The sequence below is a fragment of the Staphylococcus argensis genome, from assembly GCF_002902305.1.
GTDB lineage: Bacteria > Bacillota > Bacilli > Staphylococcales > Staphylococcaceae > Staphylococcus > Staphylococcus argensis.
This window is the reverse complement of record NZ_PPPX01000001.1, coordinates 1,071,104-1,086,937: the sequence shown is the minus strand read 5'-3', so window position 1 is coordinate 1,086,937 and position 15,834 is coordinate 1,071,104. Positions and strand designations below refer to the sequence as shown.

19 protein-coding genes and 1 other annotated feature are annotated in these 15,834 nt (G+C 38.5%); all 19 genes read left to right on the top strand.

The features are described from left to right. Positions 1-2: 2 nt before the first annotated feature. The 19 genes from CD039_RS05300 to secDF all read left to right on the top strand — a co-directional run bounded on the left by CD039_RS05300 (position 3) and on the right by secDF (position 15,529). Positions 3-1,271 (top strand): bifunctional folylpolyglutamate synthase/dihydrofolate synthase, encoded by a 1,269-nt coding sequence (locus tag CD039_RS05300; RefSeq protein ID WP_103371426.1) that lies wholly within the window; start codon positions 3-5, stop codon positions 1,269-1,271. A gap of 221 nt (positions 1,272-1,492) precedes the next feature. Next, a complete protein-coding gene (locus CD039_RS05295; RefSeq protein WP_103371425.1) occupies positions 1,493-2,197 on the top strand; it encodes a prepilin peptidase in 705 nt (234 codons plus the stop codon). After that, entirely contained in the window at positions 2,194-2,874 is a 681-nt protein-coding gene (gene radC, locus CD039_RS05290) for a RadC family protein (protein WP_103371424.1), read from the top strand. Before CD039_RS05295 ends, radC begins: the two co-directional genes overlap by 4 nt. Positions 2,875-3,323: 449 nt before the next feature. Further along, positions 3,324-3,782: a DUF4930 family protein gene (locus CD039_RS05285; RefSeq protein WP_103371423.1), complete on the top strand. Its 459-nt coding sequence runs from the start codon at positions 3,324-3,326 to the stop codon at positions 3,780-3,782. Positions 3,783-3,853: 71 nt separating this feature from the next. After that, positions 3,854-4,009, top strand: a complete 156-nt coding sequence (locus CD039_RS11840; protein WP_167386230.1) for a hypothetical protein — start codon at positions 3,854-3,856, stop codon at positions 4,007-4,009. A gap of 218 nt (positions 4,010-4,227) precedes the next feature. Then, positions 4,228-5,067 (top strand): rod shape-determining protein MreC, encoded by an 840-nt coding sequence (gene mreC, locus CD039_RS05280; RefSeq protein WP_167386229.1) that lies wholly within the window; start codon positions 4,228-4,230, stop codon positions 5,065-5,067. Then, a complete protein-coding gene (gene mreD / locus CD039_RS05275) occupies positions 5,067-5,555 on the top strand; it encodes a rod shape-determining protein MreD (RefSeq protein WP_103371421.1) in 489 nt (162 codons plus the stop codon). Before mreC ends, mreD begins: the two co-directional genes overlap by 1 nt. Positions 5,556-5,620: 65 nt before the next feature. Next, positions 5,621-5,694: a sequence feature (ribosomal protein L21 leader region), on the top strand. A gap of 12 nt (positions 5,695-5,706) precedes the next feature. After that, positions 5,707-6,015: a 50S ribosomal protein L21 gene (rplU, locus tag CD039_RS05270; RefSeq protein WP_002471542.1), complete on the top strand. Its 309-nt coding sequence runs from the start codon at positions 5,707-5,709 to the stop codon at positions 6,013-6,015. A 2-nt stretch (positions 6,016-6,017) separates the two neighbouring features. Further along, on the top strand, positions 6,018-6,338 hold the full coding sequence (locus CD039_RS05265) for a ribosomal-processing cysteine protease Prp (RefSeq protein WP_103371420.1): 321 nt from the start codon (positions 6,018-6,020) through the stop codon (positions 6,336-6,338). A 12-nt stretch (positions 6,339-6,350) separates the two neighbouring features. Then, complete coding sequence (rpmA, locus tag CD039_RS05260; RefSeq protein ID WP_002471533.1) at positions 6,351-6,635, top strand: 50S ribosomal protein L27; 285 nt, start codon at positions 6,351-6,353, stop codon at positions 6,633-6,635. A gap of 122 nt (positions 6,636-6,757) precedes the next feature. Then, the gene (gene obgE / locus CD039_RS05255) at positions 6,758-8,059 is read left to right on the top strand and encodes a GTPase ObgE (RefSeq protein WP_103371419.1); all 1,302 of its coding nucleotides are present in this window, start codon (positions 6,758-6,760) and stop codon (positions 8,057-8,059) included. An 11-nt stretch (positions 8,060-8,070) separates the two neighbouring features. Then, on the top strand, positions 8,071-8,526 hold the full coding sequence (locus CD039_RS05250; protein WP_002471528.1) for an ACT domain-containing protein: 456 nt from the start codon (positions 8,071-8,073) through the stop codon (positions 8,524-8,526). Between the two features lie 14 nt (positions 8,527-8,540). Further along, positions 8,541-9,146, top strand: a complete 606-nt coding sequence (gene ruvA / locus CD039_RS05245) for a Holliday junction branch migration protein RuvA (protein ID WP_103371418.1) — start codon at positions 8,541-8,543, stop codon at positions 9,144-9,146. 34 nt (positions 9,147-9,180) lie between these two features. Then, positions 9,181-10,194: a Holliday junction branch migration DNA helicase RuvB gene (ruvB, locus tag CD039_RS05240; RefSeq protein WP_103371417.1), complete on the top strand. Its 1,014-nt coding sequence runs from the start codon at positions 9,181-9,183 to the stop codon at positions 10,192-10,194. Beyond that, positions 10,184-11,209, top strand: coding sequence for a tRNA preQ1(34) S-adenosylmethionine ribosyltransferase-isomerase QueA (gene queA / locus CD039_RS05235; protein WP_103371416.1), 1,026 nt, complete (start codon positions 10,184-10,186; stop codon positions 11,207-11,209). The genes ruvB and queA overlap by 11 nt, the downstream gene beginning before the upstream one ends. Before the next feature lie 15 nt (positions 11,210-11,224). Then, on the top strand, positions 11,225-12,364 hold the full coding sequence (gene tgt / locus CD039_RS05230; protein ID WP_103371415.1) for a tRNA guanosine(34) transglycosylase Tgt: 1,140 nt from the start codon (positions 11,225-11,227) through the stop codon (positions 12,362-12,364). 23 nt (positions 12,365-12,387) lie between these two features. After that, complete coding sequence (yajC, locus tag CD039_RS05225) at positions 12,388-12,648, top strand: preprotein translocase subunit YajC (RefSeq protein ID WP_002473120.1); 261 nt, start codon at positions 12,388-12,390, stop codon at positions 12,646-12,648. A gap of 37 nt (positions 12,649-12,685) precedes the next feature. Continuing rightward, positions 12,686-12,937 (top strand): preprotein translocase subunit YajC, encoded by a 252-nt coding sequence (gene yajC, locus CD039_RS05220; RefSeq protein WP_082144720.1) that lies wholly within the window; start codon positions 12,686-12,688, stop codon positions 12,935-12,937. 306 nt (positions 12,938-13,243) lie between these two features. After that, positions 13,244-15,529 carry a protein translocase subunit SecDF gene (secDF, locus tag CD039_RS05215; RefSeq protein WP_103371414.1) on the top strand — a complete coding sequence of 762 codons (2,286 nt, stop codon included), beginning with the start codon at positions 13,244-13,246 and terminating at the stop codon, positions 15,527-15,529. The last annotated feature ends 305 nt before the right edge of the window (positions 15,530-15,834 follow it).

The window sequence follows — 15,834 nt, the reverse complement described above, 5'->3', positions numbered from 1 at the left end:
TCATGAATTACCTAGATAGCTTATATTGGATACATGAGAGAACGAAATTTGGCATCAAGCCAGGTGTGAAACGTATGGAGTGGATGTTAGAGCGTTTAGGGCATCCTGAACGTCATATTCGTGGCATCCATGTAGGTGGGACAAATGGTAAAGGTTCAACGGTCGCTTACCTTAGAGCAGCCTTAAATGACAACGGCTACACGGCGGGGACCTTTACCTCTCCATTTATTGAAACATTTAATGAACGAATTAGTATTGACGGTCAACCTATTTCTGATGACGCCATTGTTGAATTGGTTCAGAAAGTGAAACCTGTGAGCGAGGAATTAGAACAAGAGACCGAATTGGGTACGGCAACCGAATTTGAAATTATTACGACGATGATGTATCTGTTCTTTGGTGAACTTCATCCTGTTGATTTCGTCGTGATTGAAGCTGGGCTAGGCGTTAAGAACGATTCAACGAACGTCTTTGATCCTATTTTGACGATCTTGACGAGTGTAGGCCTCGATCACACTGAGATTCTTGGCGATAGCTATACCGATATCGCTAAGGATAAAAGTGCGATCGTCAAACCTCACACGCCCGTGATTTACGCCGTGAAGAACGAAGCAGCTTTAAAAATTATGCGCGATCAGGTTGAACAACTTGATGCGAAAGGTATCGAGTTTGATCGTGATATCACAATTGTGTCTGAAGACGACGAATTCACTTATCGTTATAAAGATTATGAGCTCGAAACATTAGCTTTAAATATGGTTGGGGAACATCAGAAGGAGAACGCTTCACTTGCGATTACTGCATTGATTGAGTTAAACGAAGCAGGTTACGTTAATCTTGATTTTAATAAAATGATCGATGGCATCGAACATGTGCAATGGACGGGTCGTATTGAGCGCGTTCAAGATGAACCATTGATTATTATCGATGGCGCCCATAATCGCGAAAGTGTTGATGCGTTGATTGATACGTTGCAACATTATTATCATATTGAAGATATTGATGTGCTCTTTTCAGCGATTAAAGGGAAGCCGATCGATGATATGGTCAGTCGTTTGAAAGGGATTGCACGTCAGTTTTACGTGACTGATTTTGATTTTCCTAAAGCATTGCCGAGTGAAGAGATTATAGAAGCGGTCCCTGGAGACAACAAAGAAATCGTCGAAGATTATGTTAATTTTATTAAAAATTATCAAGGTGATGCTTTACTCATTACAGGAAGCTTGTATTTTATTAGTGAAGTGAAATCTAAGATTGATTTTGATGCTTAATCGATGAGTGAGATAGGCTGATGGATTAAGTTATTTTGAAGAAAATTTTTCAGTAGTGCTGTTTTTATTTTTATTGAATGAAAACAGCGCTACTTTTTTATGTTTCGATAGGAGTAGGTTGCAATTTTCGATATTTATTGTGTTTTACTTTGAAATGTTTAAAATAAATAAATTTGTTATTTAATGTTAATGCGTGCTATAATCGTTCTGAGGAGGTTCGGATGATTTTAGCGTTTATAATGTTTCCTATCTTATTTAGCTTTTTGTATCAACTCTCTAGTGAAGAACAACTCACGTTCAAATATTTCCTACAGCGTTCTACTTGTGACCACTGCCATCAACCTTTAAGATTCTATAATTTAATCCCTATACTTAGTTTCTGCGGCCAGAAAGGGAGGACATCGTGCTGTAGACAACGATTATCTATATACTATTTTATAGGTGAATGCTTAGCAATGGCAGGTGCGCTTTTACTTTATTGGCAGCTACCCATTTCACGCTCATTATTTATCGCTCTATTTCTTCTATTGCTTACTACTGCAATAAGTGATATCGCAACTTTAACAATTTCACTCAATCTCTTGTTTGTTTTTGTGGTGGCTTGTTGCGTTTTATTTCACTGTGAATGGCTCCAATTTCTAATTGTACTACTTATTTCTCACATTTTATTTTTCATTGTTCGCTCTGGTATAGGCTATGGCGATATACTGTTGATTAATTTTCTTGCTTTATTTTTACCTTTTCATCTATTTACTTATGTTTTATTATTTACTTTCATTTTTGCGGGACTGTTTGCGGTTATAGTTATCCTCTCTGGTTACTACCGTCGACGTCTCATGATACCACTCGTTCCTTTTATCTTTAGTGCCTTCTGTTTTGTAATGGTAAGTTATACCACTTTATTATTTGGAGGAGAAATTCTATGAAAATTAAAGAACTCGCACCTACTGAAAAACCTCGTGAACGTTTATTACATTACGGGGCAGATAAATTATCACACACTGAATTACTAGCAATACTTTTAAACACAGGAAGAAAAGGCTACTCAAGTGTAGAAATTGCTGGAGAACTGTTGAAGCAGACAAAATCGTTAAAAGCGTTAAAACAGTTATCGATTAATGAACTCACGGAAGTTAAAGGAATAGGTATGTATAAAGCAATCATACTAAAGGCTGCTTTTGAACTAGGAGAACGCATGCATTCTGCAGATACTTCTGAGAAATTTCAAATTAAGAGTCCAGAAGACGTGGCCAGATTTGCGATGGGACGTATGCAGCATCTTTCTCAAGAACAATTTGTCGTTCTGTACTTGAACGCTAAAAATATTGTGATGAAATATAAAGAGATATTTCGTGGCACACTTACTTCTTCAGTCGTCCATCCTAGAGAAGTATTTAATGAGGCGGTCAAGATTGCATGTAACTCTATTATTGTAATGCATAACCATCCATCCGGAGATGCAACGCCGTCAGCTGAAGATATTGAAACGACAAAGCGACTCATGCATTGTGGAGCGCTGTTAGGTATTGAACTTATCGATCATGTCATCATAGGCGATAATCAATTTACGAGTTTAATTGAAGACGGTTATTTAGAAGGATAGTGGAAAGGAGAAGATTATCATGTGGTTAAAAGTGATTGAGATCAAAAAATAAACAGCCTATTTAAGCGTCTATCACAAACACTTAAAAAGACTGTTGGAACTTGGATATATTATTAGTAATGTGTTGCGTATAGTTAATTGAGAAATTGCTGGTAATTCTCGGAGATCCACAAGATTCCTTGATAAATAAGATATATACACAATGCTAGAATACCCAGCGATATAATGAAACGTAATAACCGTATGCCAATTTTAAATAAGATAATTGCGAGAAAAACAATTAATATAATCGCAAGTACGTTCATGTAGTTCACTCCTTTATAATATATTATAATAGTTGATGGCTAGACGTGCATCGGTCTTGAGCAGTCGTTTAAGTCGTGCTTAAGACGGATTCATATTCGTATAATTTTAAGTATAATTGATGTAATCATATAGGAGGGTGTAGTATGCGTTTTATCTTTTCAATAATAAAAAACATCATAGCAATTGTACTCATTATAGCAATAGTACTTGTCGCTTTAAAATACGCACCTTTCTTAAAAGATAAGGATTGGAATCCTGTAAATCATCACACACCCTCGATGATACAGAGCGATAATCCACCAGAACTAGAGCATGGCGAGCGTTATAGTCTAGAGAAGAATGATATTCTAAATAATGTGCCTCTAAGCCAAACTGAAAATGTTTTTAACTGGATAGATAAAAAAGAGTTTATGTCTGTCACAGGTTTCTCTAAAATGGGGTATAATGATGAGTTCCTCATCGGTCAACGAGACGAACAGTTCATCATGTATCGATTTGGTTCAGATGAGATGCGTGTCTATGCTACTGAAATTGAAATGAAACAAGATTTGAAGCAGCTCGGTCAAGATATCGAACTCAAACCTGCTTCAAGCTTTGAATAGAGTATTTGAAATACGCAATTAAATGCGTTAGCGTTATATTGTATAAAGCTAATAAAGGTTGGTGTCAAAGAATGAGTGAACAATCTAAAGCGAAAAAAGCGGATGAACAAGCAAAAGCGCAAAATTTATTCGCACGTTGGAGAAAAGACGAAACTTTATATAAAGAAGACGAAAAAGATAACGATAAAGAAGAAACGGATTCAGACAATCAAAACAAAGATGACTAAAATAAAATAGCAACGTCTTCGAACATGATTGTAAGGGTTTAGGTTGATGATGAAGTAACTTCAACTTAAACCCTTTATTTATTTCTAACTTTATAAACAATGAGTCAATCTTCTTTAACTTCGCTCATGACTTTAGACTTTGTACTTTATTTAGGGGGATCATTTAGATAGAATATATAAAGAACATTAAATTTCGGGTTATATTAGAGGTGTTTAGGTTGTCAAAGTTTTTCAAGAATAACAAGCTAGTGGTGATATTATGCTCGATTATCGTATTTATCGCCCTCATCGGCTTGTCTATACGTTCGCAGTCGCAATCTTCTGTTGAACAATACATAGGGGACTCATCATCAGCAGGTCAACGTATAGTCAGCTATCCTGTTCAATTTGTAGCAGGCTCTATCGGAAAGGTCTTTTCTGGAGACGAGTCCAAAGCTACTAAGAATAAAATCAAACAGCTCGAGGCTAAGAATGAAAGTCTTGAAGCTGAAAATAAAAAGTATAAAAAAGAATTAGATATTGAAGATATTTCTAAATATGATCCTATTTCAAGCACTGTCATCGGACGTAATCCTGATCAGTGGATGAACACGATTGTCATTAATAAAGGTGCGAAAGATGGAGTCAAAAATAATATGGCTGTCATGACTTCAGAGGGGCTTGTGGGGCGTATTACGAAAGTCAATCAATTCTCTTCACAAGTCGATCTCATCTCTACAAATACGCGAAATAATCGCTTATCTGTGAATATTCAACATAAAGACGCTAATGTCTTTGGATTAATCGATCACTTTGATGATAAGACTGGGGAACTCGTAATTAGTGATATTAATAATAAAGATTCAGTCAAAAAGGGTGATAAAGTCGTTACGAGTGGTCTCGCAGACCAGTTGCCAAGTAAGCTATACATAGGCGAGGTAACGAAGGTTGAGAACGATGGCTATGGCTTAGCGAAACAAGTTCGCGTGAAGACAGGTTCAGAACTCAGTGATCTTAATCATGTTTACGTAGCTCAACGTGAAGCAAGCTCAGCGGATAGCGAAAGTGGGGATAACTAATGCGCGCACTTTCTTACTTTCTCATCGGTCTCTTACTTTTCTATATTGATGTCGCTATCAGTCTAGTTATCCCTATGCATATCGGACACACAAGTATCATCTTCGTGCCACATCTCACACTCATGTATTTAGTGATGATATGTATTTATCGAGGTCTCAATGTAGCTTTGATCTTGTCCATCGTATTAGGCATCATTACCGATGTCACGATTGGCACGATTTACGGTATTTACTTATTTGGGTATTTACTACTTGTCGTGTTATTCGATCAGCTATTTAAAGTGTTCTATCGCGACAAGTCGATGTTATTTGTCTTGGTGTTACTCAGTACGCTATGTTTTGAAATTTTTTCAGCTATCATTTATGGCGTGCTTGGTCTTATCGACTTTAACATTATATCGTTTATCTTTTTCCGGATCGTACCAACACTAATTATTAATCTAATACTGTTGATTATTTTATTTCCGATCTTACACAAGTTTTTTTAAAATATTCAACGTAAGATTGACAATCTACATGGGTAATGCTAAAATGCAGAAGTTGAGTAGTTTATAGCTACATACAACCGCTCGATTTCAGGTTTAAGTACATGACTGTCACCTGAAATTGGCGTGACTTAGATTATAGGAGGTGCAAAGTATGTTTGCTATTATCGAAACAGGTGGAAAACAAATCAAAGTAGAAGAAGGTCAAGAAATCTTCGTTGAGAAATTAGATGCTAACGAAGGTGACTCATTCACATTTGATAAAGTCTTATTTGTAGGTGGAGATTCAGTTAAAGTTGGTGCGCCAACAGTTGACGGTGCTTCAGTTACTGCTACAGTTAACAAACAAGGCCGCGGCCGTAAGATCACTGTATTCACTTACAAACGTCGTAAAGACTCTAAACGTAAAAAAGGTCATCGTCAACCGTACACTAAATTAACAATCGACAAAATCAACGCTTAATTATGATTACTGTTGATATTTCTTTGAATGAAGAAGGTCAAGTGACGGATGTAATCATGGATGGCCATGCAGACCACGGAGAATACGGTCATGATATCGTGTGTGCCGGTGCATCTGCAGTCGTGTTCGGCAGTGTAAATGCCATCATGGGTCTAACAGCTGAACAACCAGACATCGATTACGATGATGACGGAGGACACTTCCATATACGAAGTGTTGATACGAATAATGAACAAGCTCAATTGATATTACAAGCGATGCTCGTTTCATTACAAACGATTGAAGAAGAATATCATGATAATATAAGATTAAATTATAAGTGAGGTGTAAACCCTATGCTAAAGTTAAATTTACAATTCTTCGCCTCTAAAAAAGGGGTAAGTTCAACAAAAAACGGTCGTGACTCAGAATCTAAACGCCTAGGTGCTAAACGTGCTGACGGTCAATTTGCAACTGCAGGTTCAATCATCTTCCGCCAACGTGGTACTAAAATCCATGCAGGCCAAAACGTTGGTCGCGGTGGAGACGACACTTTATTTGCTAAAATTGATGGCGTTGTTAAATTCGAACGCAAAGGCCGTGACAAGAAACAAGTTTCTGTATACGCAGCAGCTGAGTAATACTTGTCTATGTTAACACCAGTAGGTTTCGACCACTGGTGTTAATTTTTTTGTTTTATTTTCTAAGTGCTAAGTTAATGATATAATTGTTAGGATACATTTTAAGAAAAAGAGGTGAGACGATGTTTGTCGATCAAGTCAAGATTCTACTTAAAGCGGGTGACGGTGGTAATGGTATCACTGCATATCGTCGTGAAAAATATGTACCTTTCGGCGGACCTGCTGGCGGTGACGGCGGTAATGGTGCATCAATAGTACTTGAAGTAGACGAAGGTTTACGTACGTTAATGGATTTCAGATACCAACGTCATTTCAAAGCGAAAAAAGGTGACAACGGCCAAAGTAGTAATATGCATGGCAAAAATGCAGAAGATCTCGTGTTACACGTACCACCAGGCACAATCGTCAAAGATGTCGAAGATGGAGAGGTATTAGCAGATCTAGTCGAACATAAACAGAGAGCTGTCATTGCTAAAGGCGGGCGAGGAGGCCGAGGCAACTCACGTTTCGCATCTCCACGTAACCCAGCACCAGACTTTAGTGAAAATGGCGAACCTGGTGAAGAAATAGAAGTTACACTAGAACTTAAACTATTAGCAGATGTAGGTCTCGTCGGGTTCCCAAGTGTTGGTAAATCTACATTATTGTCCATCGTTTCAAAAGCCAAGCCGAAAGTGGGTAATTACCACTTTACAACGATTAAACCTAATTTAGGTGTAGTCTCCACACCTGATCAACGTAGCTTCGTTATGGCAGACTTGCCAGGACTTATCGAAGGTGCATCCGATGGCGTAGGTCTGGGACATCAATTCTTGAGACACGTTGAACGTACGAAAGTGATCGTTCATATGATTGATATGAGTGGATCAGAAGCGCGTGATCCTTATGAAGACTACCAAATCATTAATAAAGAATTAAAGGCTTATGAGCAACGTCTAGAAGATCGTCCACAAATTGTCGTTGCAAACAAGATGGACTTACCAGAAGCTGAAGATCAGTTAGAACTCTTTAAAGAGCAACTCGCTGAGGATGGTCAAGAAGATGTACAAATCATTCCATTATCCACGGTGACGCATCACAACGTTGATCAACTCTTATTTGCTATAGCGGATAAACTTGAAGAAGTGAAAGATATCGACTTCTACAAGACAGAAGAAGATCTCGGCGTGAACCGTGTGCTTTACAAACATACACCAAGTCAAGATCACTTTACGATTACACGTGATGACGACGGTGCATATGTAGTTCAAGGTAAAGCCATTGAACGTATATTCAAGATGACTGACTTTAACAGTGATCCTGCAGTACGACGCTTCGCTAGACAAATGCGTTCTATGGGTATTGATGAAGCATTACGTGAACGTGGTTGTGAAAATGGTGATATCGTTAGAATACTAGGTGGAGAATTTGAATTTGTCGAATAGAGGTGGCGTAAATGAACAATAAGGATTATAAAAAGTTCTTTCTCATTCGAGAAGATGTGCTGCCAGAATCTGTAGTGAAAACATTAAAAATTAAAGAAGCACTCAAACAAGACCCGGATATGTCCATATTTGAAGCAGTAAAACAATTTGACCTATCCAGAAGTGCATTCTATAAATACCGTGATACGATTTTTCCAGTTGAAGAAAAAATGCAGACGACGAAAGAATTCACACTTATCCTATATGTGAATGACGTCGTTGGTATGCTCGCAAATGTGTTAAATAAATTATCCACTTGGCATCTCTCGGTACTGACTATCCATCAAAGTATCCCGATGAAAAATCGAGCGACGATTACGCTTTCGCTCGATGCGACGGATACTGATCTTGAACTCGACGATGTTGTCGATTTATTGAAAGAAATTGATAATGTGACCAAAGTTGAACTTATAAGTATGACGATTTAAGAGGAAGTGTAAATGTGTACGCATATATCAAAGGAACATTAACGCAACTCTTTCCTACTCATGTAGTAGTTGAAGTACAAGGCGGAGTAGGTTACGAAATTCAAACGCCTAATTCATATCGTTTCCAACGTCATTTAGACCAAGAAGTGACGATTTATACCTCTCTCATTGTACGTGAAGATTCACAGTTACTGTATGGTTTCCACGATGAAGAAGAGAAATCGATGTTTTTAAGTTTAATCAAAGTAACAGGTATAGGTCCGAAATCCGCGCTTGCCATCTTAGCAAGTAGTTCCCCTAACGATGTGAAGAGAGCGATTGAGAACGAAAACGATGCCTATTTAACTCAATTTCCAGGCATTGGTAAAAAGACAGCCAGACAAATTGTGCTTGATTTGAAAGGGAAAGTCGAAATTACAGACGAAAGTCAAATGGATTTATTACAGCCAACAGCATCTCAAGATGAATCACAAACTATCGTTAAAGAAGCATTACTTGCGTTAGAAGCTTTAGGCTATTCTAAACGTGAATTGAAGAAAGTTGAGAAGAAATTAGCAGCTGAGACACCGGATAGTGTAGATGACGCTGTTCGTCAAGGCCTACAGATGCTCGTATCTTAACATACTTCATACCAAGTAGAGAGGAGGCACAGCAGTGGACGACAGAATGGTAGATCAACACATGCATAACGAAGAGTCATCATTCGAGTTGTCATTGCGCCCGACACGGTTACGACAATACATCGGTCAGAACTCGATTAAATCTAATCTAGAAGTATTTATTAAGGCTGCGAAATTAAGAGAAGAACCGTTAGATCACGTTTTACTATTCGGGCCACCAGGACTAGGGAAGACGACGCTCTCAAATATTATCGCAAATGAAATGGATGTCAATATCCGTACAATTTCAGGCCCTTCAATTGAAAGACCGGGTGATTTAGCAGCGATATTATCCGGGCTACAACCTGGTGATGTGTTATTTATTGACGAAATTCATCGACTTAGTAGTGTGGTTGAAGAAGTATTGTACCCGGCAATGGAAGATTTCTTCCTAGACATTGTGATTGGTAAAGGAGAAGAAGCACGAAGCATTCGTATCGATTTACCACCTTTTACGCTTGTCGGAGCTACAACGCGCGCAGGAAGTTTAACGGCACCATTAAGAGACCGTTTCGGTGTGCATTTAAGACTTGAATACTATCGCGAAGAAGAATTGAAAGAAATCATTACGCGTACTGCTGAAGTATTGGATACTGCAATAGATGAGGAAAGTGCACTCGAATTAGCTAAACGTAGCCGAGGTACACCACGTGTTGCTAACCGTTTATTAAAACGTGTTAGAGACTTCCAACAAGTGAACGAAGATGATCAAATCTATATCGAAACGACGAAGAAAGCGTTGAATTTACTGCAAGTCGATGATCATGGCTTAGACTATATTGACCATAAGATGCTCAATTGCATTATCGATCAATATAACGGTGGACCTGTAGGTTTAGACACGATAGCAGTTTCGATTGGCGAAGAACGCATCACAATTGAAGATGTCTATGAACCTTTCCTTATACAGAAAGGCTTTATTGAACGTACGCCAAGAGGACGTCGTGCTACAGCTTTAGCTTATGAGCATTTTCAAAAAGGAGAAAAGAGGGACCAAAGTGGATATTGAGGAATTTGACTATGACTTGCCAGAATCGCTCATTGCGCAGACGCCGTTGAAGCATCGCGACCAAAGTCGCCTGCTTGTAATGGGGCGAGAATCTGGTGAGACGACCCATCTACACTTTGCGGATGTGATTGACTATCTCAAAGAGGGCGATACTTTAGTACTCAACGATACACGAGTGATGCCTGCACGTCTATTCGGTATCAAGGAGGAAACAGGGGCTAAAGTTGAAATGCTCATGTTAACACATCTCGAGGACAATGATTGGGAAGTCTTATTGAAACCTGCAAAGCGTATTAAAGTTGGACAACGTTTGTCATTTGGTGAAGGTAAGATTGTAGCTGAATGTATTAAAGAACTTGACCAAGGTGGTCGAATCATGCGTCTACACTACGAAGGAATCTTGCAAGAGCGTTTAGATGAACTCGGTGAAATGCCTTTACCACCGTATATTAAAGAGCGTTTAGATGATCCTGATCGCTATCAAACCGTGTATGCCAAGGAAAGTGGTTCTGCTGCAGCACCAACAGCTGGATTGCACTTCACAGATGAGTTGTTGGAATCCATTAAAGCGAAAGGAATTCGAATTGCTTTTATTACGTTACATGTAGGACTAGGTACATTTCGCCCAGTGAGTGTTGAAAATATTGACGATCACGAAATGCATAGTGAATATTATCAAATCTCAGAAGAAACTACGCAACTTCTCAATGAAACGCGACGTGAAGGTGGTCGTATTATTTCTGTCGGTACGACAACAACTCGAACGTTAGAAACAGTGAGATCACAACATGATCAATTTGTAGCGACGAGTGGTTGGACGGATATCTTTATTTATCCTGGTTATCAATTTAAAGCCATCGACGGCCTCATCACGAATTTTCACTTACCGAAATCAACATTAGTCATGCTCGTCTCAGCTTTTAGCACAAGAGAGAACGTACTTAACGCTTATCGAGAAGCCGTAGAACGCAAGTACCGTTTCTTCAGTTTCGGCGACGCAATGTTAATTATTTAATAGGGAGGAACAGTTATGCCTGCTGTTACATACGAACATATTAAGACTTGTAAACAATCAGGTGCACGTCTAGGCATTGTACACACCCCACACGGTTCGTTTGAAACACCGATGTTTATGCCTGTGGGAACGAAAGCTACAGTTAAGACGATGAGTCCTGAAGAGTTGCACCAAATGGAGGCTAAGATTATCTTGGGAAACACCTATCATTTGTGGTTGCAACCCGGAAATGATATTATCAGAAAGAGTGGGGGACTACATCAATTTATGAATTGGGATGGTCCCATCCTTACAGATTCAGGTGGTTATCAAGTCTTTAGTTTGAGTAACTTAAGACAGATTTCTGAAGAAGGTGTAGCATTTCGACATCATAAGAACGGTTCTAAACTATTCTTAAGCCCAGAGAAATCTATGGCGATACAGAATGATTTAGGCTCCGATATTATGATGGCCTTCGATGAATGTCCACCAATGCCAGCTGAATATCAATATGTTAAGGATTCAATCGAACGTACGTCGCGTTGGGCGAAACGCTGTTTAGAAGCGCATCAACGACCAGAGGAACAAGCGTTGTTTGGAATTATACAAGGTGGCGAGTACAAAGACTTACGTAAGCAAAGTGCTGAAGAACTCGTTGCGCTTGATTTCCCAGGCTATGCGATTGGAGGCCTCTCTGTAGGTGAGCCGAAGCCCACAATGTACGAGATGGTTGAGTATACGGAACAATTTATGCCATTTGATAAACCACGCTATTTAATGGGAGTAGGATCTCCAGATGCATTAATTGAGTGCAGTATCCGTGGTATGGATATGTTCGATTGTGTGCTACCTACACGTATAGCGCGTAACGGTACTTGTATGACTTCTGAGGGACGTCTCGTCATTAAGAATGCCAAGTACAAAGATGATTTAGGATCGCTTGATTCAAACTGTGATTGCTATACTTGTCGTAATTATAGTCGTGCTTACATCAGACATTTAGTAAAAGCAGAAGAAACTTTCGGAATCCGTCTTACTACTTATCATAATTTACATTTTCTTCTCAAATTGATGGAGCAAATTCGACAAGCGATTAGAGAAGATCGACTATTAGATTTCAAAGAAGAATTCTTTGAACAATATGGTCTCAATGTAGATAACCCTAAAAACTTTTAACAATACTGAGGAGGAATATATTAATGGGTTCAATGACGACACTTATCATTCCTATTATTCTATTAATCGTCTTAGTTGTGTTTATGATTATCCCACAACAAAGAAGAGCGAAGAAACATCGTGAAATGGTACAACAATTAAGTGAAGGCCAAAAGGTAACAACAATTGGCGGTATTAAAGGAACTGTACATTCTGTTGACGAAACAACAGTTGTGCTCAAATTACACAAAGGCACAGAAATTACAATGGAGAAACCTGCAATTAAGCAAGTTGACCCATCTTAATCATACAAATATTGATCAATAAAGGAGTTAATTAACTGTGCAAATTATAATTATCGTTGTACTCTTCCTTGTGATGTATTTGTTCATGGTACGTCCACAACAGAAGAGACAGAAACAACATCGTGAAATGTTATCACAACTCGAGTCAGGTCAACATGTGACTACTTTAGGTGGTATTAAAGCGAAAGTTCGCAGCGTTGATGACAATGTTGTAGTGCTCGTGTTAAACGATAAAGGTGAAGAACTCGCTATAGAGAAACAAGCGATCAAACAAATTGATCCATCATAATTAATCACTATGACAAAGCGTTATAGGGTGAGGAAGGGTTCAAGTTGTACTGAATAGTATCAACTTGAACCTTTTTTAATCCACTGAGAAATATAATAAGTGGAATCTTACTATTCACATAGATATTAAGTGACTTCAACTGAACAAAGATACATAATAGATTGTGAAATACTTTGATAGTTTGGATTATAAATGTTGTATGTTATTATAAGTAGGTCATAGACAAAGAGAAAGACCGATAATAGCTTGAACTAACGCATACGTATCAAGTATGATTAAGACATTAGTTAACAATGAGGTGTTCATGTGAAGAAAGGAAGTAGAATAGCTGCGTTCATACTGTTAGTCGTATTATTATTCGCTGGTATGGGACTTGCATATAAGAGCGTAGTTAAAAACGTAAACTTAGGTCTAGACTTGCAAGGGGGATTCGAAGTCCTCTATCAAGTTAACCCTCTAGACAAAGGTGATAAGATTGACGACAAAGCGGTTAAATCCACTTCTAAAACGTTGGAGAACCGCGTTAACTCTCTCGGTGTATCTGAGCCGAAGATTCAAGTAGAGGATAAGAACCGTATCCGTGTACAACTTGCTGGTATTAAGAACCAGTCACAAGCACGAGATATCCTCTCTTCTAAAGCGAAACTCACTGTACGTGACGCTGATGATAACGTCAAACTTACAGGTAAAGACTTGAAACAAGGGACAGCGAAACAAGAATTCAAACAGAATACAAACTCTCCAACCGTTACTTTCAAAGTGAAAGACTCTGACAAGTTCAGAAAGGTTACGGAAGAAATTTCTAAGAAAAAAGAGAATGTCATGGTCGTTTGGTTAGACTATGAAAAAGGTGATTCTTACCATAAAGAATCTAAGAAAGAACAAGAAGGTAAGAAACCGAAGTATGTTTCTGCAGCCAACGTAGACCAACCAATCAACAGTGATAGTGTTGAAATTTCTGGTGGCTTCAATGGTAAGGAAGGCGTAGAACGTGCAAAACAAATCGCTGACTTACTCAATGCAGGTTCACTTCCAGTCGACTTAAAAGAAATTTACTCTAACTCAGTCGGCGCACAATTCGGTCAAGATGCGTTGAACAAGACGCTCTTTGCATCTCTTGTTGGTGTAGCAGTAGTGTACTTATTTATGCTTGGATTCTACAGACTTCCAGGTTTAGTCGCTAACATCGCATTGACTGCATATATTTATTTAACACTCGTCGCTTTCAACTTTATCTCTGGTGTACTCACACTTCCAGGTATCGCAGCGCTCGTGCTCGGTGTAGGTATGGCAGTAGACGCCAACATTATCATGTACGAGCGGATTAAAGACGAATTGAAAGTCGGACGAACGTTGAAACAAGCTTATAAGAAAGCGAATAAGAGCTCGTTCTTAACGATTGTCGATGCCAACTTAACGACAGTTATCGCTGCTGCTGTACTGTTCTTCTTTGGGGAAAGTTCAGTTAAAGGTTTCGCAACGTTACTCTTACTCGGTATCTTAATGATCTTCGTGACAGCCGTCTTCTTATCAAGAATTCTGATGTCATTATTGATTTCTTCAAACTACTTCAAGAAATCATACTGGCTATTCGGTGTGTCTAAGAAAGATCGTCACGATATCAACGAAGGTAAAGATGTTCATGATCTCAAGACGCCTTATGAACGTCTGGACTTTATGAAATTGGCGAAACCATTATTAACACTAAGTGTACTTATCGTTATCGTCGGTGCAGTCATTCTCTTCATCTTTAGATTGAACTTAGGTATCGACTTCTCAAGTGGTACACGCGTAGACTTCACTACAGATAACAAAGTGAAACAAGATAAAGTCACTGAGACATTCGATAAAGCGAATTACAAGCCTGACCAAATCTCAATTGGTGAAAGTGGTAAAAATGTTACCGTGCAATTCAAGGATGACTTAAATAAAAACCAAGTTTCTAAATTGAAAAACATGGTACATGATAAATTCGGTCACGATCCAACAGTCAATACGGTATCACCACTCATTGGTCAAGAGTTAGCTAAGAACGCGATGAAAGCTCTCGCACTCGCTTCGATCGGTATCATTATTTACGTCACACTACGTTTCGAGTGGCGCATGGGTCTTTCCGCAATTCTCGCTTTACTCCACGACGTCTTTATCATGGTTGCGGTATTCAGTATCTTTAGATTAGAAGTAGATATTACCTTTATCGCAGCTGTACTCACCATCGTAGGTTATTCAATCAACGATACTATCGTTACGTTTGACCGTGTACGTGAGAACTTGCAGAAAGTGAAAGTCATTCGCGAACCAGAACAAATTGACGACATCGTCAATAGATCAATTAGACAAACAATGACACGTTCCATTAACACAGTACTCACTGTAGTTGTTGTGGTTATCGCATTACTCATCTTTGGTGCAACAAGCATCTTTAACTTCTCACTCGCATTACTCATCGGCTTAGTTTCAGGTGTTATTTCATCTGTATTTATCGCCGTACCTCTTTGGGGTATTATGAAAAAACGCGAGTTGAAGAAAAATAACGGTAAAATTGTCGTACACAAAGAGAAAAAATCAAATGATGAAAAGATTTTAGTATAATCTTGATGATCAAGTCCGTAGACGCCCGAGTCTACGGACTCTTTTATGTTCTAGAGTCATAACAATGTGAATTTAATTTCCCATCTTTTAACACGCTTTTAGGGTGACTTAGAACTCTACTTGATTTCATAGTTGCATCAATTATTCCAGTCAATTGTTATAGAAGAACTGTGTGTTTTTAAATTTTATAGAGATTAGTACACGAGAATCACTAAGAGGTTGTCTGCCTAAAATATCGTTTGAACGAAGAAGAGATACTTTTTATTTACGCAGTTGTCTTGTATAATGACTTGTGGAAATGAGGG

What these genes read in the sequence shown, in the direction of transcription:
- CD039_RS05300 (WP_103371426.1), top strand. Translation starts at nt 3, where the DNA reads ATGAATTACCTAGATAGCTTATATTGGATACATGAGAGAACGAAATTT.
- CD039_RS05295 (WP_103371425.1), top strand. Translation starts at nt 1,493, where the DNA reads ATGATTTTAGCGTTTATAATGTTTCCTATCTTATTTAGCTTTTTGTAT.
- radC (WP_103371424.1), top strand. Translation starts at nt 2,194, where the DNA reads ATGAAAATTAAAGAACTCGCACCTACTGAAAAACCTCGTGAACGTTTA.
- CD039_RS05285 (WP_103371423.1), top strand. Translation starts at nt 3,324, where the DNA reads ATGCGTTTTATCTTTTCAATAATAAAAAACATCATAGCAATTGTACTC.
- CD039_RS11840 (WP_167386230.1), top strand. Translation starts at nt 3,854, where the DNA reads ATGAGTGAACAATCTAAAGCGAAAAAAGCGGATGAACAAGCAAAAGCG.
- mreD (WP_103371421.1), top strand. Translation starts at nt 5,067, where the DNA reads ATGCGCGCACTTTCTTACTTTCTCATCGGTCTCTTACTTTTCTATATT.
- rplU (WP_002471542.1), top strand. Translation starts at nt 5,707, where the DNA reads ATGTTTGCTATTATCGAAACAGGTGGAAAACAAATCAAAGTAGAAGAA.
- CD039_RS05265 (WP_103371420.1), top strand. Translation starts at nt 6,018, where the DNA reads ATGATTACTGTTGATATTTCTTTGAATGAAGAAGGTCAAGTGACGGAT.
- rpmA (WP_002471533.1), top strand. Translation starts at nt 6,351, where the DNA reads ATGCTAAAGTTAAATTTACAATTCTTCGCCTCTAAAAAAGGGGTAAGT.
- obgE (WP_103371419.1), top strand. Translation starts at nt 6,758, where the DNA reads ATGTTTGTCGATCAAGTCAAGATTCTACTTAAAGCGGGTGACGGTGGT.
- CD039_RS05250 (WP_002471528.1), top strand. Translation starts at nt 8,071, where the DNA reads ATGAACAATAAGGATTATAAAAAGTTCTTTCTCATTCGAGAAGATGTG.
- tgt (WP_103371415.1), top strand. Translation starts at nt 11,225, where the DNA reads ATGCCTGCTGTTACATACGAACATATTAAGACTTGTAAACAATCAGGT.
- yajC (WP_002473120.1), top strand. Translation starts at nt 12,388, where the DNA reads ATGGGTTCAATGACGACACTTATCATTCCTATTATTCTATTAATCGTC.